This window comes from Shewanella basaltis (assembly GCF_023283885.1).
GTDB lineage: Bacteria > Pseudomonadota > Gammaproteobacteria > Enterobacterales > Shewanellaceae > Shewanella > Shewanella basaltis.
The window spans coordinates 168,075-193,484 of sequence record NZ_JAKILA010000005.1 but is presented as its reverse complement, the minus strand read 5'-3'; the positions used below and the strand labels follow the sequence as shown (position 1 = coordinate 193,484).

The following is a 25,410-nucleotide window of genomic DNA, read 5'->3' as shown; positions in this document are numbered from 1 at the left end:
CTTTGCCCTGCTCACTGCGTTGAATCGACTTACAATAGGCTAGCTATTGACGCGTCAATTCGCCTTGTTAGCAGAACAAATGACAAGCTTGAAAGTGAGAATGGGTAACATTTTGATTTTAAATAGTATAAGTTCATCCCTTATCCCGAGATCAGGTTAAATAGACGGTTTTTAGGGGGAATTGGGATTTTATGGTTATTGCTCATGGTTATTGCTCATGGTGATTGCGACCGTATACGGCAAGCCCAGGCCAAAGTTGAATGAATAACAACCTTAAAAGATCAACATCCCGTTGCAATCGTCAGTAATGGAAAATAAAAGCCTGCTCATTTTGCGGGCTTATATTTTAGACTTATACAACTCATTAGAATACGATTAGGTTCTATAGGCTAGATTATCCCGTTGCCTAAAATGCCACAGTACCCAATACACAGGCTTTAAATCTCGCCCGCCTACATATCGAAAAGGCTTTGCAAAGTAGTATAACCACTGCCAAGAAGCTAAAAATTGTTTCGCCTTTTGCCAAATAAGCTCACCACCGGCAGTACGATAAGCCCAAACGGCATGGTTAATTAGCTCGTTACTTGGCCCGATATAACGATACAAACTGTGAATAAACACCAGTAAATCTCTCACTTGCTGAGACAGTATTGATTTACCTTGCTGATGCGCTTCAAAATCAAAAAACTTAACCTTGCCATCTTGCCAGCTAATATCCCGCAGGGCTGGACGACCGTGGGCCAGTTGCATTGAATGTAATTGCGCTAACGCCACAGCGGCATCATTAAGTATAAAGTGCAAATTCATGTCTTGAGGGTTTACCAGTAAATCCTTAATGGTTTTACCTGCATCTTCAATAACCATGTACCCCTCACCAACATCGGCTATTGCAGGAACAGGCGCCCCTTGCTTGGCAAGTTGAGTAAGCACATTAATTTCTTTGTTTAGTGCCTCTGATGCATTTTGTTTAAGCAAGCGCATGGGGCCTATGAGTTTTTCAACTTGCTTTAACCAATATCGCTTACCTTCAAACTCAAACGACACAACGCGCTTACCGTGATGTTCACGAATAAGATCAGCAACGACTTGCTGAAAAGCATGATGATTTGCCATAAGATTACTTACTCAAAATGACCTGAAAAAACCTGCAAGTAAATTATCTTACTGCCTACAACAAAACTCAATTAAACCATTGGTTTTTATTGTTATTATATATAATTTTTAGCCATTTATTTGCACGATTTTGATAGATTATTAACAGAGTAAAAACATCAATACAACAGCTGATAACGACTTAAAACACAGACATAAAAAAACGCCCCTAAGGACGTTTTATATTAAAGCCGTTTAGCCGTTTTTTTATTCAGCAGACCAAGGTACAGCACGATTTTCTAACAACACAGGAATACCGTCAGTAATGGGGTAAGCTAACTTATCAAATTTGCAAATCAGTTGTTGCGCGGTTTTATCGTACTCCAACTTCCCCTTGCATACTGGGCAAGCTACTATTTCGAGTAATTTTTTATCAAATGCCATGAGACAGTCCTTTTTTAGTTTGAGCCACTTGCTTTAATTGGCTCAAGAATGCGTGATCAAATTCTGGGGTAAGCTTCGCATTTACCGGTAAATACCACCAGTGACTTTGAGCAAAATCGCGACATTTAACCGCATCTTTTTCAGTCATTACCAGTGGATTATCATGTGATAAAGCATGTAGCTCAGATGCAGAAAAAACATGATGGTCGTTAAACTCAACCGTGCGAGCTAATTGATAACCTAATTGGGTTAGTGTATTAAAAAAACGTTGTGGATTACCAATGGCAGCCATGGCAACAAGCGGTTGCCCCTCAGTCAAAGGCTCAACGAGTGAATTGGTCACGGGCATCAAGGGCGCGGGAGTTAAACTCATTAACACCTCACCATGATGGACTGGGCCACCATTATTAATCACAAAATCCACACTGTTTAAACGCCACAAGCCTTCTCGTAACGGGCCAGCGGGGATAAGACATCGATTACCATATCGACGTTCGCCATCGACTAACGCAATTTCGATATCTCGGGCTAATGGGTAATGTTGCAAACCATCATCACTGATGATCACATCCACATCAAATTGCGCCAACAGCTTATGTGCTGCCGCGACCCGTTTAGGCCCCACAACCATAGGCACCTGGGTTCTAGCCACTATCATTGCCGGCTCATCACCCACGTCAGTGGCTTTAGCACCGGTATAGACAACTTGGCAATCTTGTATGTCGACACCATAACCGCGGCTAATGACCCCTGGAGTGTAGCCTTGTTGACGTAACAGCTCAATTAAGTAAATCACTGTAGGCGTTTTACCGCTGCCCCCAGCAGTAATATTACCCACAACAATGACAGGAACTGGCACGGTATGGGCCGATTTAACGCCAAGCCTAAACAAATTGCGTCTTAACATGGCGACTAAACCAAATAGCCAAGATAACGGCAATAGCAACCATTTAGCCCAATGATGGTGGTACCAAATACGATGGATTAATTGTTGCATTCCACCAGCCCTTTACTGACTAAATTGCATCTTGTACAAATTAGCGTATATCCCCGCCTTTGCAATCAGCTCACTGTGATTACCGCGCTCAACGATTTGACCTTGGTCAATCACTAATATTTCATCGGCACTTTCAATGGTCGACAGTCGATGAGCAATCACAATCGAGGTGCGGTTATGACGTAAATTATCTAAGCCTTTTTGAATGGCTTTCTCAGACTCGGTATCTAATGCCGATGTTGCCTCGTCTAAAATCAATACAGGTGCATCACGCAGCATGGCTCTGGCAATCGCAATCCGTTGTCGTTGTCCACCAGAAAGCAACACGCCATTTTCGCCTACTTGTGTGTCTAACCCCTCTGGCAAAGTGTTAATAAACTCCATTGCATAAGCCAGTTCTGCTGCGCGCACAATTTGCTCACGGCTCACCTCACCTGGATAAGCATAAGCAATGTTATTGGCAATGGTGTCGTTAAATAAGGTGACTTGTTGTGACACTAACGCCACCTGATTACGTAATGATTTAAGCTGATAATCATAAATACTGGTGTCATCTAAGGTGATATCACCTTGAGTTAAACCACCATAAAAACGGGTGATCAAGCTGGCAATCGTTGACTTACCTGATCCAGAACGTCCAACTAACGCCACCGTTTTGCCCGGTAATACTTCAAAATCAATGCCATTTAAAGCGGGTTTTTCTTGATCCGGATAAGCAAATGTCACGTTATCAAAACGTAACTTACCTTTTACTCTGTCAATCGAAAATGGACCATTATCGGGCTCTGGAGCCGTGTCTAATAACTCAAATACCGTAGTACATGCTGCAATTCCGCGCTGAAATTCCGCATTGACACGAGTTAAGTTTTTAATTGGCTGCAACATGGCAAGCATTGCCCCTAAAATAGCCGCAAAGGTACCTGCGGTTAAATCAGCTTTCATGCTGTCCCATGTCGCGGCATACAATACAAACGCCAATGCAAAAGAGCCAATCACCATAATAAGTGGTTGGCTGACCGCTTGCGCAACAGCCAGTTTCATATTTTGATAACGGTTACGATCGTTAACGTGAAAAAAGCGCTCTACCTCTGTTTTTTGTCCACCAAACACCAACACATTTTTATGGCCTTTAATCATTTGCTCGGTGGTAGCCGTAACGCCACCCATAGCTGACTGGATTTGTTTTGATACTTTACGAAAGCGACGACTCACAACGCTTATCACGATACCGATAATTGGCCCTATGACTAAAATACACAGTGACAGTTTCCAAGAGTAATAAAACATAATCACCAACATACCTGCAGCGGTCATGCTATCACGCACAATAGAAATGAGCGCACTGCCTGACGCCCTGGCAATTTGCTCAGTGTCAAAAGTCACACGAGAGATCAAATTGCCGCTATTTTCACGGTCAATGTAGCTCACGGGTAATCGTAAATAATGTTCAAACACTTGCTGACGCATATCCATGATAAGTTGCGCACTGATAAACGATACGCAATAGGTAGAGACAAAGTTAGCGACCCCACGCAAGGTAAACATTAAAATCACCACAATAGGTGCCATAAACATAATGTCATTGTCGGCATTAAAACCACCATGAGTGGGCACATCGACACCCGCTACGGCTGTTGGCGCTTGGCTGAAACCCTCGTCGATAAATGGCTTAATAAAGGCAATAAAGGCCGCGTCTACCGCACCGTAAGTCAGTAACGCAAGCACCGCCATAATAAACATGGTTTTCATTGGTGCGACATAGGTCATTAAACGTTTAAAGACGACCCACATTTCATTTCTATCATTAGGAGTTGATGCTGACATTGAATCCAATACTTAACTAGCAAACATGAGCCATATTCTACTCTGCTTTAAGTGACTCACCAAATTTAAACAAATGGTTATACCAAAATGGCGCAATATCTTGGCGGTAAGTGGCTATTTTGTAGCCGGTTGTTGAAAATGAGATGCTGATTTGGCCAACATGCCCTGTCTTTAAGATAGCAATATCATGCTGCTGATAGCGCTCAATTACATCAGCTTTAGGAAAACCGTATTGATTGGCAAAGCCGGCGGTAAAAATTGCTAACTGAGGGGTAACGGCATTGATAAAATCGGCTGTAGATGAGGTTCTACTGCCATGATGTGGCACCAAAAGTATATCTGCGTCTAAATTTGCATTAAATCGCAGTAATGATTGCTCTCTTAGTGCTTCAATATCCCCCGTTAAAAGCACACGAGAATGGCCATCTGTTAGGCTCATGACACAAGAATTGTTATTATCATTGCCATTTTGTAACTGATTAGGCAACAGGTGAATATCAACATTTTTCCATCTAATGTCTCCACGGCAGGCCTGGCTTACAGGTACAGAGGTGTGTGCGTTAATACTAAAATCAGCTATCAACTGACTCGACGGAAACGCATCAGCCAGCACGGAGAGACCACCAACATGGTCGTTATCATCATGGCTTACAATAATATAATCGATATGAGTGATACCTCTTGCCGCTAAAAATGGCAGTATCGCCCGTTTGGCATAACTAAACTCGCCGTATGCCGCGCCAGTATCGTAAATTAGCCCATGCTTGCCTTGTTGCATGACAATCGCCATGCCTTGAGCCACATCTAATACATGCATTTGCCATTGGGTTCCAAGCAAAGCGGTTGACACATCTCTTTGTTGTAAGGCTTGTAGACCATGCAAGCCAATGGGGAGACACAATATTCCCAAACAAAAAACCATCATGCGTTTATCAAAAACACTTGCTAAGCGGGTGTAAATGAATACAAGCGCTACAAGCAAAAACAGCAATGCTGCTAGTACTTGTTCAGATATAGGTAATAACGACCAGGGTAATTTATCGCTCAAACGTAATAGTTCAACAAATGGCAACAAACTGGTATCAGCCAAAGTCAGTATTGCAGAGCCAATATTTGTTATCGTGGTTGGTTCGGCACCGATTACAGCGAGTATGAATGAACTCAACAGCCATAAACAAAAACACAGCATAGTGAGAGGGATCACCACAACACTAAACCAGGGCACAAACAATAAATTCAGCCAAATGCTGTGTGGTGTCACCATGCCAAACAAAATAGCTTGCAGCCCACCTAACCCCAATGCCAATCGCCATTGTATAGACCACAGCACCTTAATCGCCTGCCATAATACTGACCATTTAGACATTAATTGTTGCTTAATATTAACGGACGTATCATTAGGTTGATGTGCTGAAGATGTAGTCGATAACGGCTGAGGTGTCACGGCAAGTAGAATAATGCCCAGTGCTAAAAAAGATAACCAAATACCGGCACCTAAGGTTGCGACAGGATCAACGAGTAACACAATAAATAACGCGTAAATCAATCTATCCCAACTGTGGCTAAATTGCTTAACGAGGCTAAACATAACTAACAACAGCATCATTAATAATGCCCGTTGTGTCGCAATGGCAAACCCCGACAAATAGCCATATCCTAGGGTGATAAGGGCTGCCACGACCATGATAATCTGTCCACGCATCCCATGTTGCTGCAAAGAAAGCCCACGACTCACTAATCTTAACAAGCCATAAAACAGACCGAAAACCACCGACAAATGCAAACCCGATATGGCAACAAGGTGTCCAGCTCCCGTTTGTCGCAGTTGTTGCCAGCGCTCATCAGTGAGACTGGTTTTGTCTCCAAATATTAACGCTTGTAATATGTCTGCTTGAGGCAGGCTTTGTAAAACAGGACGAGTTCTGTCCATGAGAATTTGTCTGATTGAAGGCTCGCTGCTCACTAATGTCGCCTGCTTAACGCGTCCTTTAGCAATAATATGCTGACTAATAAAGTGCTTTTGTTGATTAAATCCTCCCTGGTTTTGAATACTGCTAATGCCTTTCATTCTTGCAGTAAATTGCCAAATTTGTCCGGGCTCAATTTTCGCTGGCTTTTGCCAAGTTAATCGGTAATATCGCTGCACATTGTCTAGGGCTTTCGCTTCAAAAAAGGGTCTTTTTTGAATTTGTGGTATAAGCCTCGCATCAAAACTTATCCAGTCGCTGTTTTGGCTGACAAGTGTTACTATCTGCGCCGTGAATTGGATTTGTTGCGGCTTTTCAGTATTTTGGTGCAAAAATAGACATTGAACAAACGCACTTAGCCACAGGATTGCAAAAAGGCAACCCGCTAAAAAGGATGCGTTTTTAAGACACAACACCACTAACAAACACACCATTGGCAAATACCCAATGGGCACAAGCGATGGCCATAACATCGCCGATAAAGAACAGGCACAAAAGCCATAGATAAATTGATTCATAGTGAATGAGTTAAGACATTAATTAACGAATATGCCAAAAAAATTAATCAAAAAATTTATGCCAAAACCAGAATCACTTCGTGAACATAAATATTTACGAATATTCGGTACGTTATTAAACAAACCAAATCTATGGGCACTCAATCGAAAGTCGGCCCCTGGCGCATTTGCTGTAGGCTTATTTGTAGCTTGGATCCCAATGCCATTTCAGATGGTGGTAGCGGCAGGGTTTGCTATTTTATTTAATGTCAATATTCCTGTCGCAGTTGCCCTTGTTTGGATCACCAACCCACTCACTATGCCGATTATGTTTTACGGTGCGTATTTACTGGGCGCCAAAATACTTGGCCATGAGCCCCAAGACTTTCATTTTGAAGCCACCTGGGCATGGATAGAGGCCTCAGTGTCAACCATAGGCCCGGCTTTTCTCGTGGGGAGTTTAGTCATAGGCATGATTTCTGCGTTAAGTGGTTACATTGTGATAAAAAGTATGTGGCGTTATTCTGTCCTATTTAAATGGCAAAAACGTAAAGGCGAATAACCCATAAAACAAAAGGCCACAATCAATATTGTGGCCTTTTTGTATTGGCTAAAAACCGAACACATCGTCAGTCTTGATCATGTAAATTTTGCGCCATGTGTTTGGCTAAGCGCACAAAATCAGCAATTTCTTGATCTGTTAAACCCATTTTCATCGTCTCGTTTACACGGTTTTCTGCAAGGCGCAATTGTTTAACTATCTGCTCACCTTCACCGCTAATACCTAAGTAATAACTGCGCTTATCATGTGGATTATCGAGTTTGCTCACATAGCCTAAGCCAATAAGCTCTTTAATTAATCTCGCTAATTGTGCTTTGTCTATAAGCGTTTTCTGCACGATGTCATTGGCAGTGACCTTCTGATTGTATAAAGAGATAATTTTAAGTACCCGCATATGTAACGGGGTTATCCCTAAATCACCGACCTCGATAGCTTGGCGCAATGAGCGTTTCACACTATGTAATAAGTTAAAAAGCGGCTCTTTTATATTATCAGACACAAAACTTCCTTAGTGCAATCTCAGCGGATAATCACCACTGGACAACCAACTGGCTGACTTAATCAACCACATTAACTATAGTAGACATCATCATCTAAACCACCCGCATGTGCAACACCATTTAACAGGTAGCCGATATGAATTCTCCTCGCACCAACAAACCTATCGTAAGAGAGACTCACATCTATAATATAACCGATATCAGCCCATACTTACGCCGCATTGTATTAAGCGGTGATGCATTGGCTGACTTCCCCGTCAATCAACAAGGTGCTTATGTAAAAGTGCTCATCCCTCAAGCGGGTGACATACAACTAAATACTCAAGTCAGTGGCCCTAATGCAGCACTTAAGCGCTCTTATACCGTTCGCGATTTTGACGTACGACTGCATGGACGCAGGAGGTAGAACAACGCAGGAGCAGTTGTCGAGAGCAAGGCTTATTGAGCCTCGATTTTGTCATAAACAAACATCGCGGACCAGCAACAGATTGGGCAAGCACGGCTCAAGTCGGTGATAAGGTGGCTATTGCTGGGCCTGGACCATTAAAAATGAGCCAATTTGATGCCAAGCATTATGTCCTGTTGGGCGACTCAACCTCAATTAATGCCGTTAATGCGTTAATTAAGCGCATACCTACAACGGCAACAGGCCATGTGATTATGCTAGCCCACAGTGAGCAAGAAAAGCCCTTACTGGCATCGCATCCTTTTATTAAGGTCGACTGGTTAGCATTAACGCCCACTATCACTGATTTACAGCAAGATGAATGGTTATTAGCAAAAGTAAAGCAGCTCGATAACCTACCAGCAGACACACAAGTGTTTATTGGTTTGGAGGCGTCACAAGTACGAACGATTAAACAGCACTTTCTCGAACAGCAACAATTACCGCTGTGGGCAATTAGTGCGACAGGATATTGGAAACGCGGAACCGACGCCGACACCTTTGGTCAGCAAAAGCAGCTTGAACCCTTGTAAGCGCGGGTGTCATTTTTGATAACGCTTTTGATAACACCACACCAATAAATGCACGCAAAGCAGGCCAGTAAAACTTATCGCAAAAAACAGCAATGCAATAGACTCAACTGTTTTAGGCTGGTCTGCAAAATAATACCACCACACTGGCCAAGCCAGTAAACTCAATACCGTTAATTGCGCCATACAGCGCCGGCATCGGCCAATTTTTTGTTTAAAGATGGAATCATTACATTGATTGCATGCCATGAGGTTACCTGTACATATTAGCGACCCGCTAATGCTGTTGCCGGCGCTATTTTGGTGGCTTTCCATGCTGGGTAAATCGTGGCGAGCAAACTCATCACTAATCCCATAATCAGTACAACCAGCACATCTTGGGTGTGTAATTCAGACGGTAAAAAGTCGATGAAATAAATATCTGAAGCCAGTAACTGAAAACCAAAGAGCTGTTCTAGCCCCTGAGCAATCGCGCTTAGGTTATACGCCAAAATGACCCCAAGGATCCCGCCTAGTGTGCAGCCCATAACCCCATTGAGTGCGCCTTGTAAAATAAAGATAGTCATTATTGCGCCACGACCTAGGCCCATGGTCATTAAAATGGCAATTTCAGAGGCTTTATCACGTACCGCCATCACCAACGTGGAAACAATGTTAAAACAGGCCACCGCAATCACGAGCGCCAGTACAAGATACATAACCAAACGCACCAACTGAATGTCTTGATACACATGGCCTTGTGAACGTGTCCAATCATTAATGTATAAGTATTGCTCCTGAGCAAAGCCTAAATCTCGGGTAACGGCGGCAGCATTGAGCACATCAGCCACTTGAATACGCACGCCACTAACGCCCTTACCTAGGCCTAAAATGTCGGCAAGGTAATCAATAGGCACATAAGCTTGGGTTGATTCTATCTCGCCACCAACATCATAAACCCCAGACACCACAAAACGATGACTTTTAGCTGACGTGAGTTGGCTGTTATTACTATCAGGAGTAAACATGGCCAGGGTATCACCAACCTTGAGTTGCAACGCATTAAACAAGCTGCGCCCTAATACAATGTTATTTTGATTGCCTTGCAAAGACTGCCATGCCGGTGCTGGCATATACTGTTGAATACTCGACACATCAGCTTCGTAATTAATATCAATCCCGCTGACGACAATGCCTTGAAACCCACCCGGTTTTTGTACCAGGCCTTGCAAGCGAATAAAGGGAGCGACCCCAGTAATTTGCGGTAAATTTTGAGCACTGTTGGCAATAACATGCCAATCGGCTATGGGGTCATTCACTCCCACAAGCTCACCGTGAGATGCAATACCCAACAAGCGTTGCTGCAATTCCCGTTCAAACCCGTTCATGGTTGACAACAGTACAATCAATACACCTACACCTAAAGCAATCCCCGCAGTCGATGCAAACGAAATAAAACCAATGAAACTGTTTGATTGTTTCGCTCTAAAAAAACGCCAACCTATTGTTAATGGCAACCACTTACTCATTGATTTGTCCTGCTGGATTGACAACAGTTTGTAATAAACCATCTTTCATGGTTAATTGACGATCCATTTTTGCTGCTAGTTGATGGTCATGGGTCACCACAACAAACGCCGTATCAAATTGATGAGCCAGTTCGCGGATCATGGTATACACGTTAGCAGCGCTGCTGGCATCTAAATTACCCGTCGGCTCATCGGCTAAGACTAACTTAGGTTTATTAATTAAGGCTCTTGCAATCGCCACACGCTGGCGCTCACCACCAGACAGTTGCGCAGGAATGTGATTAACACGATGCCCAAGCCCAACTCGCTCGAGTAGTGTTTTTGCATCCAGCAGCGTTTGTTTTTTGTCTTTACCCTGGATAAATGCTGGCATAGCCACATTTTCAAGGGCTGTAAATTCAGGTAACAAATGATGAAACTGGTAAATAAACCCCAAATCTTGATTACGCACCTGAGCTTGGCGAGCGACCGACATTTGATATAAATCTTCGCCATCAAGTACAACAGAGCCAGATGTTGGCGTATCTAACGTGCCCATGATGTGCAGCAAGGTACTTTTACCCGAGCCAGAGCTTCCAACAATGGCTAATTGCTCACCTTTATAAACAGTTATATCAACGCCAGACAATACCTGGGTAGTGATTTCACCGTCATGATATTGTTTACTGACATGCTTAACCTGTAATAAAGGGATTTGTGTTTGACTCATCATTCGTATCTCAAAGCAGTAGCGGGTTGAACCCTAGCAGCTGACAGCGCAGGGTAAAGAGTGGCAAGTAAGGTAATCAATAACGAGCCAACAATAATAAAACTCAATTGGGACAGAGATAACGCAACAGGTAAAGTTTGCCCTGCACCTAAAATCGAAATGCCAAGCCCAGATAAAATACTGTTTAAATTTAGGGTTAACCCTATGCCCACTATTGTCCCTAACATTAATCCTAGCAAGGCGTTCAACAAGCCTTGCACAATAAATATTGCCATCACAGATGACGTAGTCACCCCTTGGGTTTTCAGCACCGCTACATCAGATGTTTTGTCAATCACCATCATCACCAATGCCGACACCATATTAAACGCAGCAACCGCCACAATTAAACTCAGCATCAAGGACATCATGTTTTTTTCCATGTTTACGGCAGAAAATAAATGACCATATTGTTGGCGCCAATCAGAGGTTTTTATCTCAACACCTTGTTGCGCAAAACCCGTTAACATAACAGGCGCGATTTGTGGTGCTGAAAATGGATCGTGCAAATACACTCTCAGTTCATTAATCGTTTGGCTATTTTTACGCATTAACTTACGCGCATCATGGTAATGCACATAGGCCACACTGCCATCAACTTGCGACCCCATTTCAAATACACCCGCAACGGTAAACTTACGTTGGCTTGGCACTGGGCCCATAGGGGAATAAACCACACCATCGCCACTTAGCAAACGTATTTTATCCCCTGTGTTAACATCCAGTTTGCGCGCAAGCTCACTGCCAAGCACAATATGGTAGTCACCTGCTGTTAATTGTTCAAACGCATTGGAATAAGTATGAGATGCAATACTAGAGAGTGCTTGTTCAAGCTCAGGATAGACACCATACACTTGTACAGCACTGATATTTTTACGTGACTGGATCATCGCCTGTGTCGTGGTGCTTGGCACAATGCCACGAACGCTGTGCGCCAATCCGCTTGTGTTCAACACCCTTTGGCTTAACGCTTGCCAATCACTGAAGCCTTGTTCATTGATTAAGGTCAATTGCGGCACTGCACCTAAGATGCGGTTTTTTAATTGCCCCTCAAGGCCATTCATCACCGAACTCACCACAATTAATGCCGCAACCCCTAAAAAAATACCTGAGACCGCAAAAAAAGTAATAAAAGAGGCAAAAGCATTGGCTTTTCGGGCTCGCCAGTAACGGTAGCCGATAAAAAACGAAAATCCGAAATTCATAAAAAAATACTAATCCTATGCGCTCATTACAGCGTATTAGTCTGACAAACAAGCAAAATTGTGGACATGAAACCAACAAGCCATTGTGTATGACTTGCTAAATCATTAAGTTGGGCACGATAATAGGGTTATTGGCGTGATAAATAAAGAGGCAAACCTTGATACCTGACAGCAATTCTTATTTTAGTGTGCCTCACAGCTTTAATGCTTACCTGTCTTATTGGGACGCAAGCCAAGGGCTACCTAGCGAAAGCGAGCTCAAAGACATGCAATCTATTGGCTTAAAATTGCTCACTGAAGTTAAAAGTCTCGAAGCCAGCTGCCTGTTACAATTACGTAATTTAGATAACGATGCCAAAGCGGTTGTTGACTTTCTAAAGCTACAATCACGCAAGGTCGACCTAGTGTTACAGCACGTGCTTGAAAATGAAACACAAGAAGGCAAAAAAGTTAATGGCATGCAATTTGGTGGCAGTGGTATTAACGTGACCAGCTCATTTGAACTGACACCAGGCGATTACTACAAAACCCACATCTATTTGCACACCGAGGTGGTCGCATTATTATGTATATGCCAAGTGACTCAATGCCATCAAATTAACCCACAAAACGACAGCTCACCGGCATGGCAATGTGAACTTGAATTTAGCCAAATTCTTGAAGACGATGTCGAACAACTCGTCAAGGCAAGTTTAGCCGTGCAACAAAAAATGCTGAAACAGCGCAAACAGAATATTGAAAAACAACGACGTTAACATTACGCGTTTCAATACAAATTGACAGCCAACGGAACTGAAAAAGATTTTAATGAAACAATTTAGTGTACTCACGCCGCCGAGTGTAAAAAAAGGCCAACAGATACAAACTTTGGCAACATTAGGTGGGGTGTCTCAAGCCCTCACCTTGGCCAAGTTAATTCAACAGCATTCGGGTACTAGCATCATCGTTACCCACGACACACCTAGCGCACTGTCAATTGAGGTCGAATTAAGCTACTTGTTGCAACATAGCAACATTAATGTGTGCTTGTTTCCAGACAGAGAAACCCTACCCTACGATAACTTTTCTCCCCATCAAGATCTGATATCGCAGCGCTTAGAAACCCTAGCTAATATTAGCCAGAGTCAACACAATGTTGTTATCGTGCCCGTGAACACCTTGATGGTTCGCTTGCCGCCAAAGTCATTTATGACCGCCAATGTGATGGTACTCAATAAAGGTGATACTTACAGTTTACAACAAGCCAGACAACACCTAACAGACACTGGCTATCACCTTGTTGAACAAGTATACGAACACGGTGAATTTGCTATACGCGGTTCAATCATCGACATTTTCCCTACAGGTTCACGCCAACCACTGCGCATTGAATTATTTGACGATGAAGTAGAATCGATTCGTTTCTTTGATGTCGACAGCCAACGCTCTGGTATGGCTCGTGACGCGATCCGCATGTTACCGGCTAAAGAATTCCCAACAGACAGCAATGCGATAGAAGGGTTTAGACAAAGGTATCGCCGCCGCTTTGAAGTCATTTCTAAAGAAGCTGAATCGGTTTATCAGTTAGTGAGCCGAAATTTAATGCCTGCTGGCATCGAAAATTATTTACCCTTGTTTTTTGATGACACAGCAACATTATTTGACTATTTACCACAAAACAGCCAATTGATTACCCTTGGCGATATTGAAAAAGCCAGTCAACAGCATTTACACGAAGTGAGCATACGCTATGAAGACAGGCGCATTGACCCACTCAGACCACTGCTTACGCCCAAAGAGCTTTACCTGCAGCACGATGAATTATTTGCAGCATTTAAACCCTTAACTCGTACGCAGATTATTCAACAAACCCATGTAAACGACACTGATAATGCCGGGCAGCCCTTGGCTCAAATCGATTTGCCCGCCCACGCCATTGTCGCAAATGTTGAAAAACTGCCAGACATTAACGCCAACCACAAACTCAAGCAGCCATTAATTGCATTACAAGAATACAGTGCAGTGCAACCACAGTTACTCTTCAGTGCCGAATCTGAAGGTCGCCGAGAAGCGCTCCTAGAGTTATTTGCAAAAATTGGTATTAAACCCAAACAATTTGCCCATTTAAATGACTACCTGGCAGCCAAAGACAGCGTCGGGTTGGTGGTTTCACCATTAAGCCGTGGTTGCCTATTAACCGACACCCCAAAAGGGCCGGTGAGTATCATTTGTGAAACCGAATTATTTGGTCAACGGATCTCGCAACAGCGTCGTCGTGAAAAACAAAAACAAGTAAGCTCAGATGTATTAGTTAAAAACTTAGCTGAACTTAAAGTGGGCCAGCCTATTGTTCATTTAGAACATGGGGTTGCACTTTATCAAGGACTAGAAACCCTCGATACAGGAGGGCTTATCGCCGAATACTTAAAGCTTGAATATTCAGGTGGCGACAAACTCTACGTCCCCGTCTCTTCATTGCATTTAATTAGCCGTTTTAATGCCAGCGGCGATGGCGAAGCTCAGCTCAATAAATTAGGTAATGAGACCTGGGCCAAAGCCAAGAAAAAAGCCATCGAGCGCATTCGCGATGTGGCGGCTGAATTACTTGATGTGTACGCAAGGCGTCAAGCTCGCCCAGGTGAAGCCATGATCATCGACGAGCAAGAATACGCGCAATTTAGTCAAGGTTTTCCGTTTGAAGAAACCGTCGACCAAGAAAGCGCCATTAACGCTGTTTTAGCCGACTTACAAGCACCACTGGCGATGGACCGCTTAGTGTGTGGTGATGTCGGCTTTGGTAAAACCGAAGTAGCAATGCGCGCAGCCTTTGTGGCTGTCAACGCAGGTAAACAGGTTGTCGTGTTAGTGCCAACCACCCTGCTCGCCCAACAACACTATGAAAACTTTAAAGACCGTTTTGCTGATTGGCCAATGGTGATTGAAGTGATGTCACGGTTTAGAACCACCAAAGAACAAAACAGCGTAGTTGAACAATTATCAGCAGGTAAAGTCGATATTTTGATCGGAACGCACAAATTATTGTCTGCCGAAGCCAACTTCGATAATTTAGGCTTATTAATTATTGACGAAGAACACCGCTTTGGGGTGCGTCAAAAAGAGAAAATCAAAGCATTGCGCGCCAATGTTGACATATTAACCCTGACAGCCACGCCTATCCCGCGCACATTAAACATGGCCATGTCAGGTATGCGCGATTTATCTATTATCGCTACACCACCAGCAAAACGTTTAGCAGTAAAAACGTTTGTTCGCGAATACGACCAGGCCACTGTTCGAGAAGCCATTTTGCGTGAAATTCTTCGGGGTGGCCAAGTATATTACCTGCACAACAATGTCGAAACCATTGAAAAAACAGCACAAAATATTCGTGACTTACTGCCAGAGGCTCGGGTGGTAACCGCACACGGCCAAATGCGCGAACGCGATCTTGAAAAAGTCATGTCAGACTTTTACCACCAGCGCTTTAACGTATTGGTGTGTACCACCATCATTGAAACCGGTATTGACGTGCCAAGCGCAAACACCATTATTATCGATCGTGCCGATATGTTTGGTTTAGCTCAATTGCATCAATTACGTGGTCGTGTGGGTCGCTCACATCATCAAGCCTACGCTTACATGATGACACCGCATCCAAAGCGAATGACCGCCGATGCCCGTAAACGCCTTGAAGCCATCGACGCCCTCGAAGATTTAGGCGCAGGCTTTATGCTAGCCACCCAAGACTTAGAAATTCGCGGCGCAGGTGAATTACTCGGTGATGAGCAAAGCGGGCATATTTCTAAAATTGGTTTCAGCTTATACATGGAAATGCTCGAATCAGCGGTCAAAGCGTTAAAAGAAGGCAAAGAGCCGTCCCTTGCCTACATGATGAGTGCCAAAGCAGAAATTGATTTACGCATACCCGCACTGCTGCCAGAAGACTACGTTAGCGATGTAAATATGCGCTTATCACTTTATAAACGTATAGCCAATTGTGAAAACGACACTATGCTTGACGAACTCAAAGTCGAATTCATTGATCGCTTTGGTATGCTGCCCGACGCCACCCGCAACTTAATGGCAATCACCTTGTATAAACATCAAGCAACAGCCCTAGGCATTGTTAAAATCGAAATGCACGCCAAAGGTGGAAGTGTCGAATTTGGTCAAGAAAACTCAGTCGATCCGATGTTTATTATTGGTTTGTTGCAAAACCAACCACAAATCTATCGAATGGACGGTCCAAATAAGTTAAAGTTCACTATTCCTGCTGAAACAAGCAAAGAGCGTCTTGAATTAGTCAACACCTTGCTTGAACAGTTCGCTAAACATCAAAATGGAGACAAATAGTGCTTCGTAAATTTGCGATATCTATCGCCGCTATCACAGCGCTATCCCACAGCTTTTCAGCCCATGGTGAATCATGGTTTGAAGTTGAAGTATTTATCTTTGAACGCCAAACACCATCGGTTGAAAAATGGCTTGATGCATCGCCACCGAAACTTGCCAACAACACCGTCGACATTATCACTCCAGTGATCAGTACCGACATCACCGGTGTTGCAGTGGGGTTAAATGGCTGTTCATCTACAGACTGGGCAAGCGACACAACTCAATGTAACGACCCCAAAGTGAGCAACACCATAGCAACTCACCCAAGCCAAGTGCCACTTCATGTCGGCGCAGCAAGTCCACAATCAGCTTATTTGGGCCAAGGCCCAGTATTACTTGCGCAAAGTCAGGGGCAGTTTAACGATATTATCCGAACCATAAGTCGCGAACCCTATGTAAAAGGCTTGGTTCACTTAACCTGGCAACAAAATATGCAGTCTCGTCGCGCAGCCAAACCCATACGTATTTTTGGAGGAAAAGATTTTTCTAACACCTTCGACTACCATGGTTTAAGCGTTAAAAAGCAAGCTGACAGCAATACCATGCCAACGGGCGATTACAGTGCATTAGGCGGCGTTTTCGACGCACCTAAAATCAATCCGGTGTGGGAGCTCGATGGTTCTATCAACATTTACTTAAGCCATTATTTATATATCGAAAATAACTTGGCATTACGTAAACCCACGCAAAAAATGATTGAATCAGCACCCGCGGCCTTTAACGAATACGCAGCACTGGATATTGAAGGGAAAAAGCAATTAGCTCTTTATCTGCAAAGTATTCCGTTAATACAAAATCGTCGTGTCAAAAGTGGTGAGTTACATTATTTTGACCACCCTCAATTGGGTATTGTGATGCAAATACGCAAAATGGCCCAGCCAACAAGCGTTAAACCCATTGATTTAACGGGCCATACCCCCCAAGCACAACCCACGCCTTACGCAGGCTAATACCAGCAGCACTTACCCATAAAAAACCGGATATCACAATCCGGTTTTTTTACAATAAAACTCATGGTTTTATTTGAGCCACCAACAACTGCGCAGCCTTAATCCGCTCGTGTTGTGCTAATGCCACATTGGCTTGTGTTAGGTTTCCCTTGAGCGCCAGTGCAGTATGTAAAGGTTCATCTGCTGGCCACACAAACTCGGTCAATAAAGTGTGCACTCCGAGGGGATCATTACACACTAAAATCATATCGCAACCAGCATCAAGCGCGGCTTTGGCACGGCCAAGATAATCACCCGCAAAGCTTGCGCCTTTCATGCCTAAATCGTCAGAAAATATCACCCCATTAAAGGCCAACTCTTGTCGCAACACAGTTTGCAGCCAATAAGAAGAAAACCCAGCCGGATTAGGATCAATGGCCGAATAAACCACATGGGCAGGCATTACACCTTGTAACTGTTGTTGGCTTATCAACTGTTTAAATGGCAACATGTCAAATGCCTCAACGGCTTCTTTTGCACGCGAATCAACAGGCATTGCAATGTGCGAATCGGCAGCAACACTGCCATGACCTGGAAAATGTTTACCCACTGCCGCCATACCGGCATCATTCATCCCAATAATAAATTGCTCGGCTATCGCACTCACGACTTCCGGCTCAGGGCTAAAACTGCGTTTTCCAATCACTTCACTTATGCCGTTAACATCTAAAACAGGGGCAAAACTTAAATCAATATCGCAAGCTAAAAGCTCAATTGCCATTAAAAAACCACACTCTTTCGCCCATTGTTTTGCTAATGTTAAATCCATGTTTGCTGCGGGTAAAATATCCCCCATTGCAGGAATTGCACTAAACCCATCACGAAAACGCTGAACCCGACCACCTTCATGGTCAACGGCAATCAATAATTCTGGCCTAATTCGCCTAACCTCTTTAACTAACTCAATTAATTGACTTTTATTTTCAAAATTGCGACTAAACAAAATAATACCGCCAACTTTAGGGTGGCGTAATTGCTCGGTTTCTTGTTTTGACACTGTTAAACCGGCTAAATCCATCATTAAATAGCTCAAACTGTTCCCCTAATACTCTTTATTGCCCGTGTCACTTTCAAATATTGGCCAAGATAAGACAAGCTAATGTGAAAAACTATGCATAAAAAAAACTAATGAACTACGTTGCACCAAACTGTGGGATACTCTGCCAACAAAAGAGATAAACCGCCAAATTCATCTGTGGCGATTATACTCACTAATAACGAAAACAATAAACGACTCAGCAAGGGTTTCACAACATGATTAGCGTATTTGACATGTTCAAAATTGGTATTGGTCCTTCAAGCTCACACACGGTGGGCCCGATGAAGGCCGGAAAAATATTTATCCAACATGTTGCAGACAATAATTTATTGGATCAAACCGATGAATTACAAGCGGAACTATTCGGCTCGTTAGGCCAAACAGGCAAAGGCCATGGCACGGGTAAAGCAGTAATTTTGGGGTTAATGGGCGAAGATCCTGAAACGGTCGATACCGACAGTATTGATGCCATCCTAGAGACCGTATCAACCACTCAAAAGTTAACATTGGCAGATGGGCGGCTCGTTAAGTTTACCCGTGAAAACGGCATCACTTATCATCGACGTAAAACCTTACCAGCACACGCAAATGCCATGACTCTTTATGCTTTGTCTAAAGGCGAATGTATTTACCAACGCACCTACTACTCTGTTGGCGGCGGCTTTATTCTTGACGAAGACGAAATCACCCAACGTAATGCATCACCAGCAACCCCCATTGAACAAGCACCATACGACTTCAATAGCGCATTACAGTTATTACAACTGTGTTGCGATAATGGCTTAAGCATTTCATCGTTAATGATGTCAAACGAATTGAGCATCGCCAGCGAAGATGAAATCAAACAAGGTTTGTGGAAAATTTGGCAAACCATGAAAAACTGCGTAGAGCGGGGTTATCAAAAAGAAGGTATTTTACCTGGCGGCTTAAAACTTCGTCGCCGCGCACCAGCACTTTACCGCCGCTTAAAAGCCGAAGGCCGTAATAACACCGATCCATTAACGGCAATGGATTGGGTCGACTTATTTGCCTTGTCGGTTAACGAGCAAAACGCAGCTGGCGATCGCGTGGTTACCGCCCCTACTAACGGTGCTGCGGGTATCATTCCTGCGGTATTGTGTTATTACGACATGTTTGTTCAAGAAGTCGACATCGATGTTTGTAGCCGTTACTTACTGACTGCTGCAGCGATTGGGATTTTATACAAGAAAAATGCTTCAATTTCTGGTGCAGAAGTCGGTTGTCAAGGTGAAGTGGGTGTGGCTTGCTCTATGGCCGCGGCAGCGTTAACCGAAATCATGGGAGGCACGGTTGAACATGTCGAAAACGCAGCAGAAATCGGCATGGAACATAACTTAGGCTTAACCTGTGATCCTGTTGGTGGCTTGGTACAAGTGCCATGCATTGAACGCAACGCCATGGGCGCAGTAAAAGCCATTAATGCGTCACGCATGGCACTGCGCGGCGACGGTAACCACAAGGTATCGTTAGACAAAGTCATCAAAACCATGATGGACACAGGCAAAGACATGCGCAGTAAGTACAAAGAAACCGCCAAAGGTGGTTTAGCGGTAAATATCGTCGAATGTTAACACGGGTAGATCTGTCTTAACGAATAACCGGCCTGTTAGCAATAACAGGCCTTTTTTTAAGCACCGTTTACTGCCAATGATTATCCATGCTTTTACGGCACACATCCCATTTGCCTTCATCGCATCCATTTTCACGCCTGATTTTTTTATTTAATCGTTGTTTTCTGGTCTGAATTAGCATTAGATGTAGTCAGGTTGTATTTGAAGGAAGAAATAACAGAATGAAAAACATTATTTGTGATATCGATGGTGTGTTACTGCACGACAACAAGTTAATTCCTGGTAGTGATAAATTTATTCATCGTGTATTAGAGCAAGGCAATCCACTGGTTATTCTCACCAATTACCCAGTACAAACAGGTAAAGATTTACAAAACCGCTTGGGTGCTGCGGGCATTAATGTGCCAGAAACCTGCTTTTATACCTCGGCGATGGCAACGGCTGACTTTCTTAAACACCAAACCGGCACCAAAGCCTTTGTAATTGGTGAAGGCGCCCTTACCCACGAGTTGTACAACGCAGGTTTTACAATAACGGATATAAACCCAGACTTTGTGATTGTGGGCGAAACCCGTTCATACAACTGGGACATGATCCACAAAGCATCACGTTTTGTGGCAGGTGGTGCACGCTTTATTGCAACCAACCCAGATACACACGGCCCGGCTTATAGCCCAGCCTGTGGCGCATTATGTGCCGCCATTGAGCGTATTACCGGGAAAATGCCATTTTACGTGGGCAAGCCAAGCTCATGGATTATTCGCTCAGCGTTAAATCACATCCAAGGACATTCTGAAAACACTGTAATTATCGGTGACAACATGCGTACCGATATCTTGGCTGGTTTCCAGGCCGGACTTGAAACCATTTTAGTCACCAGTGGCGTTAGCCAAATGAGTGACATAGAAAAAGAGCCCTTTAGGCCTAATCATGTGTTTGCCTGTGCCGGCGACATCGACGTGGTGTAAGTCCATTTATCCGCGACACTATTTACATTAGGTAACACATTATCAAGCCAGAGCCCTTGTCATAGCGCGCTGGCTTGATTCATTATGCTGGTCCGAAAATAAAAACGATATTCAGGATAGAGCATGAAACGACTGTTTCCTTTTTGCGCTGTTGCGCTGCTCAGTGCATGCAATGGTGGCGAGTCAAACCACGCGTTGCAAGAAAGCCCTCAAAAAATCACTCAAGTCAGTTTTGACGAACAAGGTTTTAGAACCGACATTGCAACCTTATCCTCAGACAAATTCGAGGGACGTGCACCGACAACTCATGGTGAAAAACTCACCCTAGATTACTTGTCTGCCGCCTTTGCAGACATGGGGCTTATTGGTGCCAATAATGGCCAATTTTTACAAGCTGTGCCCATGGTCAGTTACACTGCCAGCGAGCAACAACAAGTCAATTTAGCCGGTATTGAGATGCAGTATCGACAAGATATTGTGCTCAGTAGTCGTCATGATCAGCAACAGGTGACCATTAATGATGCTCCGCTCATTTTTGTTGGCTACGGTATCAACGCACCAGAATATCATTGGAACGATTACCAAGACATCGACATGACAGGCAAAATTGCTGTCATATTGGTAAACGATCCTGGTTTTGCACACCCTAATGATAAAAAATTTAATGGTAACGCAATGACCTATTACGGTCGCTGGAGCTATAAGTTTGAAGAGGCAAGCCGACAAGGCGCGCTAGGGGCGATTATCATTCATGACACCAAACCGGCATCTTACCCATGGTCGGTGGTAGAAAATAGCTGGACAGGCCCACAACAAGATTTGGTGCTCAATAAAGCAGAACAGGCTAAACGTGTGCAAGTTGAGGGATGGCTAACCTTAGACAGTGCCACGCGATTATTTGACAAGGCGGGCTTATCATTGCCAGCTTTAATGGACAGGGCCGCAAACAGCCCCTTAAACGTCGATTTGGCACAAACAGCTTCTATCGCATTTGCCAACAAAGCCGACTATGCCGACAGTTATAATGTCGTCGCAACTTTACCTGGAAGCAGCCAAATAGATGAACACATTTTATTTACTGCCCATTGGGACCATATCGGTGTCGATACCAGCAAAACAGGTGATCAAATCTACAATGGCGCTTTAGACAACGCCTCAGGTACAGCAGGTATACTTGAAATCGCCCGCCAATTTGCAAAGCAGGCTAAAGCAGGCCATGGCCTTAAGCGTTCTTTGACCTTCATTGCCACAACGGGTGAGGAACAAGGGCTACTGGGCTCGCGCTATTACGCGGCCAATCCACTTTACCCCATTAACAAAACGGTTGCCGTATTTAACCTCGACAGCACGAATGTCTATGGCAAAACCAAAGATTACACCATCGTTGGCAAAGGCCAGTCAGAATTAGAGGTCTACTTAGAAAAGGCGGCAGCAACACAAAACCGCGTCACTACTGGCGAAAGTAATCCTGCTTCAGGTGGCTTTTTCCGCTCAGATCATTTCAGTTTTGCTAAGTTAGGTGTTCCTGCGGTGTTTGCCGGTGGTGGTACAGAACCGCTTGATGAAGCGACAGCACAATACAAAGCAGCAATGAGAGAGCAAATGAAAGGTTGTTACCACAATGTGTGCGATCATTATCGTGCAGATTGGGATTTATCTGGTGCATTACAAGATTTAGCCGTGTACTACCACGCAGCTGAAACACTCGCAAATAGCCAGGACTGGCCAGGCTATTATGCCAGCTCTGAATTTAATTCGCTTCGGCCTGCAAAGTAATTTTACATTCCTTCCCACCCAAGGATTTGCCCATCAAAATTTGATGGGCTTTTTTATGCCATTACACCTTGATAAATCAGCAAAAAGTAAAGTGATAAGCCTTTGCACTCGTAACACTATACAAGCCCTTTATTAGCACTATTCAACAATAATGCTGGCAAGCCTGATGTATCTTACCCCCCCTTCACAATGCCCTCATTGAGTAAAATGAGCGCACAATATATGGCATCTTGATCAGTAATCGAACAAGGCCCCCTACAGCAATCATCGTTTTGCTCAAAAAACATGCAAACGCACTCGTTCTGTGCATATCGGCATTTTTTTTATCTTAATTGATAAATCCTAAAAATTGGGACGATATTCTCAATAAAATTATCGATTAAACAACAAAACCCGTCATTTACAATACAATTCACAATTAAATGCAATTTTAAAAGATAAAAAACCATCAAAAACACCATATTTATGATGTTATCTTAAAAAACAAGCTTGGCAGTTAACGAAAATGCTGGCAAAGTAGCAAACAGATAAAGATTAGCCAACGCTGCTGGAGCCGTATTATGTGTTCAATATTCTCAATTTTAGATATCAAATCTGATGCAAGCCAACTACGCCAAGTTGCCTTAGAAATGTCAAAGTTATTACGTCATCGCGGACCTGATTGGTCTGGCATTTATGCAGACGACAAAGCCATTTTAGCTCATGAGCGTTTAGCCATCGTTGACGTAGACCACGGCGCTCAGCCACTTATCAGCCTTGACGGTAACCTAGTGTTAGCCGTTAACGGTGAAATCTACAACCATAAGCAACTCAAAGCCCAGTTAGGCGACAAGTACCAGTACCAAACTAACTCTGACTGTGAAGTGATATTATCGCTTTACCAAGAATACGGTTGTGACTTTTTAGACAAACTCAACGGCATCTTTGCTTTCGTCTTGTACGACAAAGCGAAAGGAACTTACCTTATTGGTCGCGACCATATTGGTATTATTCCGCTATACACAGGCTTTGATTCATCAGGCAACTTTTATGTTGCCTCAGAAATGAAAGCACTCATGCCAGTCTGTAAAACGGTTGCAGAGTTTTTACCAGGCCAGTATTTATATTCAGCCGATGGCCAACCAACACACTACTATCAGCGTGATTGGAAAGACTTTGATGCAGTAAAAGACAACCCAGCCAGTGTTGAAGAGTTACGTGATGCATTAGAAGCGGCGGTGAAACGTCAGTTAATGTCAGATGTGCCCTACGGCGTATTATTGTCTGGTGGTTTAGACTCATCTGTGGTTTCTGCCATTACCCAAACATATGCCAAACACCGTATAGAAAACGATGGTGAAACTGGCGCATGGTGGCCTCAACTTCACTCATTTGCCGTTGGTTTAGCAGAGTCTCCTGATTTAGTTGCCGCACAAAAAGTGGCCGATGCCATTGGCACAATCCACCACCCAATTGTGTACACCTTCCAAGAAGGTTTAGATGCAATTAAAGAAGTGATTTATCACCTAGAAACTTACGATGTCACCACCATTCGAGCGGCAACGCCAATGTACTTAATGGCACGTAAAATTAAAGCCATGGGCATAAAAATGGTGTTATCGGGTGAAGGTGCCGACGAGTTATTTGGTGGTTACCTATACTTCCATAAGGCTCCTAACGCGCAAGCTTTTCATGAAGAATTAGTACGTAAGCTAGACAAACTGCACCTATTCGATTGCCTACGTGCTAACAAAGCCATGGCAGCATGGGGGCTTGAGGCACGTGTCCCCTTCCTAGACAAAGAGTTCATTGACGTTGCCATGCGGGTAAACCCTGAAGCCAAAATGTCTAAAGATGGCCGTATCGAAAAACACATTTTACGTCAGGCATTTGAACACAAATTGCCTAAAGAAGTGGTATGGCGTCAAAAAGAACAGTTTAGTGATGGCGTCGGTTACTCGTGGATTGACGGTCTAAAAGCTCACGCTGGGGCGAATGTCGATGACGTACAATTTGCTAACGCGAAATTCCGTTTCCCGTACAACACCCCAGAATCGAAAGAAGCTTATTTTTATCGCAGTTTCTTTGAAGAGTTTTTCCCACTGACCAGTGCCGCAGAAACGGTACCAGGCGGCAAGACCGTCGCTTGTTCAACACCAGAAGCCCTACTTTGGGACGCCAGCTTACAAGGCATTAACGACCCATCGGGCCGTGCAGTTAAAAACGTTCACGCTAGCGCCTATTAATTGCAAGTTGCCTTATCAACACCACCTTAATCGGTGGTGTTTTTGTTTATACTAGGCCTGTTGATTCAATCCAGTAAACTAGACTATTTGAAACAGATTGACGCTCCAACATTTAGCATAATCATTAA

Annotated in this window: 21 protein-coding genes; 10 read left to right on the top strand and 11 right to left on the bottom strand. The window is 43.7% G+C overall.

The genetic code is table 11. The features are described from left to right. Positions 1–375 precede the first annotated feature (375 nt). The 5 genes from L2703_RS06130 to L2703_RS06110 all read right to left on the bottom strand — a co-directional run bounded on the left by L2703_RS06130 (position 376) and on the right by L2703_RS06110 (position 6,842). Entirely contained in the window at positions 376–1,113 is a 738-nt protein-coding gene (locus L2703_RS06130; protein WP_248970239.1) for a BUD32 family EKC/KEOPS complex subunit, read from the bottom strand. 246 nt (positions 1,114–1,359) lie between these two features. Further along, positions 1,360–1,536, bottom strand: coding sequence for a Trm112 family protein (locus L2703_RS06125; RefSeq protein WP_248970238.1), 177 nt, complete (start codon positions 1,534–1,536; stop codon positions 1,360–1,362). Continuing rightward, positions 1,526–2,533 carry a tetraacyldisaccharide 4'-kinase gene (gene lpxK / locus L2703_RS06120; RefSeq protein WP_248970237.1) on the bottom strand — a complete coding sequence of 336 codons (1,008 nt, stop codon included), beginning with the start codon at positions 2,531–2,533 and terminating at the stop codon, positions 1,526–1,528. The genes L2703_RS06125 and lpxK overlap by 11 nt, the downstream gene beginning before the upstream one ends. 12 nt (positions 2,534–2,545) lie before the next feature. Continuing rightward, positions 2,546–4,357, bottom strand: a complete 1,812-nt coding sequence (gene msbA / locus L2703_RS06115; protein ID WP_248970236.1) for a lipid A export permease/ATP-binding protein MsbA — start codon at positions 4,355–4,357, stop codon at positions 2,546–2,548. Positions 4,358–4,394: 37 nt separating this feature from the next. Then, positions 4,395–6,842, bottom strand: a complete 2,448-nt coding sequence (locus tag L2703_RS06110; protein WP_248970235.1) for a DNA internalization-related competence protein ComEC/Rec2 — start codon at positions 6,840–6,842, stop codon at positions 4,395–4,397. 31 nt (positions 6,843–6,873) lie between these two features. On the opposite strand from L2703_RS06110, the gene L2703_RS06105 reads away from it, so the two are divergent. Further along, positions 6,874–7,383, top strand: a complete 510-nt coding sequence (locus L2703_RS06105; RefSeq protein ID WP_248970234.1) for a DUF2062 domain-containing protein — start codon at positions 6,874–6,876, stop codon at positions 7,381–7,383. 67 nt (positions 7,384–7,450) lie between these two features. On the opposite strand, the gene L2703_RS06100 is transcribed toward L2703_RS06105, so the two are convergent. After that, positions 7,451–7,882: a MarR family winged helix-turn-helix transcriptional regulator gene (locus L2703_RS06100; RefSeq protein ID WP_248970233.1), complete on the bottom strand. Its 432-nt coding sequence runs from the start codon at positions 7,880–7,882 to the stop codon at positions 7,451–7,453. A 137-nt stretch (positions 7,883–8,019) separates the two neighbouring features. On the opposite strand from L2703_RS06100, the gene L2703_RS06095 reads away from it, so the two are divergent. Further along, positions 8,020–8,289, top strand: coding sequence for a siderophore-interacting protein (locus tag L2703_RS06095; RefSeq protein ID WP_248970232.1), 270 nt, complete (start codon positions 8,020–8,022; stop codon positions 8,287–8,289). Positions 8,290–8,324: 35 nt separating this feature from the next. After that, a complete protein-coding gene (locus L2703_RS06090; protein WP_248970231.1) occupies positions 8,325–8,861 on the top strand; it encodes a siderophore-interacting protein in 537 nt (178 codons plus the stop codon). Positions 8,862–8,870: 9 nt separating this feature from the next. Here L2703_RS06090 and L2703_RS06085 read toward each other — a convergent pair whose 3' ends face one another. From L2703_RS06085 to L2703_RS06070, 4 genes are read right to left on the bottom strand one after another with little or no spacing between them, the layout of a single operon-like run. Then, on the bottom strand, positions 8,871–9,107 hold the full coding sequence (locus tag L2703_RS06085; protein ID WP_248970230.1) for a DUF3624 domain-containing protein: 237 nt from the start codon (positions 9,105–9,107) through the stop codon (positions 8,871–8,873). Between the two features lie 17 nt (positions 9,108–9,124). Further along, positions 9,125–10,366 carry a lipoprotein-releasing ABC transporter permease subunit LolE gene (gene lolE, locus L2703_RS06080; protein ID WP_248970229.1) on the bottom strand — a complete coding sequence of 414 codons (1,242 nt, stop codon included), beginning with the start codon at positions 10,364–10,366 and terminating at the stop codon, positions 9,125–9,127. Next, entirely contained in the window at positions 10,359–11,075 is a 717-nt protein-coding gene (lolD, locus tag L2703_RS06075; RefSeq protein WP_248970249.1) for a lipoprotein-releasing ABC transporter ATP-binding protein LolD, read from the bottom strand. Before lolD ends, lolE begins: the two co-directional genes overlap by 8 nt. Next, entirely contained in the window at positions 11,075–12,319 is a 1,245-nt protein-coding gene (locus L2703_RS06070; RefSeq protein ID WP_248970228.1) for a lipoprotein-releasing ABC transporter permease subunit, read from the bottom strand. The genes lolD and L2703_RS06070 overlap by 1 nt, the downstream gene beginning before the upstream one ends. 158 nt (positions 12,320–12,477) lie before the next feature. Here L2703_RS06070 and L2703_RS06065 point away from each other — a divergent pair, with 158 nt between their 5' ends. The 3 genes from L2703_RS06065 to L2703_RS06055 are packed head-to-tail and all read left to right on the top strand — an operon-like array spanning position 12,478 to position 17,643. Then, a complete protein-coding gene (locus L2703_RS06065; RefSeq protein ID WP_248970227.1) occupies positions 12,478–13,074 on the top strand; it encodes a hypothetical protein in 597 nt (198 codons plus the stop codon). 52 nt (positions 13,075–13,126) lie between these two features. Further along, positions 13,127–16,651 (top strand): transcription-repair coupling factor, encoded by a 3,525-nt coding sequence (mfd, locus tag L2703_RS06060; RefSeq protein WP_248970226.1) that lies wholly within the window; start codon positions 13,127–13,129, stop codon positions 16,649–16,651. Then, on the top strand, positions 16,651–17,643 hold the full coding sequence (locus L2703_RS06055) for a peptidoglycan binding protein CsiV (RefSeq protein ID WP_248970225.1): 993 nt from the start codon (positions 16,651–16,653) through the stop codon (positions 17,641–17,643). Before mfd ends, L2703_RS06055 begins: the two co-directional genes overlap by 1 nt. Positions 17,644–17,704: 61 nt before the next feature. Here L2703_RS06055 and nagZ read toward each other — a convergent pair whose 3' ends face one another. After that, positions 17,705–18,715, bottom strand: coding sequence for a beta-N-acetylhexosaminidase (gene nagZ, locus L2703_RS06050; RefSeq protein WP_248970224.1), 1,011 nt, complete (start codon positions 18,713–18,715; stop codon positions 17,705–17,707). A 221-nt stretch (positions 18,716–18,936) separates the two neighbouring features. On the opposite strand from nagZ, the gene L2703_RS06045 reads away from it, so the two are divergent. The 4 genes from L2703_RS06045 to asnB all read left to right on the top strand — a co-directional run bounded on the left by L2703_RS06045 (position 18,937) and on the right by asnB (position 25,282). Then, positions 18,937–20,313, top strand: a complete 1,377-nt coding sequence (locus L2703_RS06045; RefSeq protein ID WP_248970223.1) for an L-serine ammonia-lyase — start codon at positions 18,937–18,939, stop codon at positions 20,311–20,313. 221 nt (positions 20,314–20,534) lie between these two features. Then, on the top strand, positions 20,535–21,281 hold the full coding sequence (locus L2703_RS06040; protein WP_248970222.1) for an HAD-IIA family hydrolase: 747 nt from the start codon (positions 20,535–20,537) through the stop codon (positions 21,279–21,281). Positions 21,282–21,404: 123 nt separating this feature from the next. Then, positions 21,405–23,057 (top strand): M28 family metallopeptidase, encoded by a 1,653-nt coding sequence (locus L2703_RS06035; protein ID WP_248970221.1) that lies wholly within the window; start codon positions 21,405–21,407, stop codon positions 23,055–23,057. A gap of 560 nt (positions 23,058–23,617) precedes the next feature. Next, positions 23,618–25,282: an asparagine synthase B gene (gene asnB, locus L2703_RS06030; RefSeq protein ID WP_248970220.1), complete on the top strand. Its 1,665-nt coding sequence runs from the start codon at positions 23,618–23,620 to the stop codon at positions 25,280–25,282. The last annotated feature ends 128 nt before the right edge of the window (positions 25,283–25,410 follow it).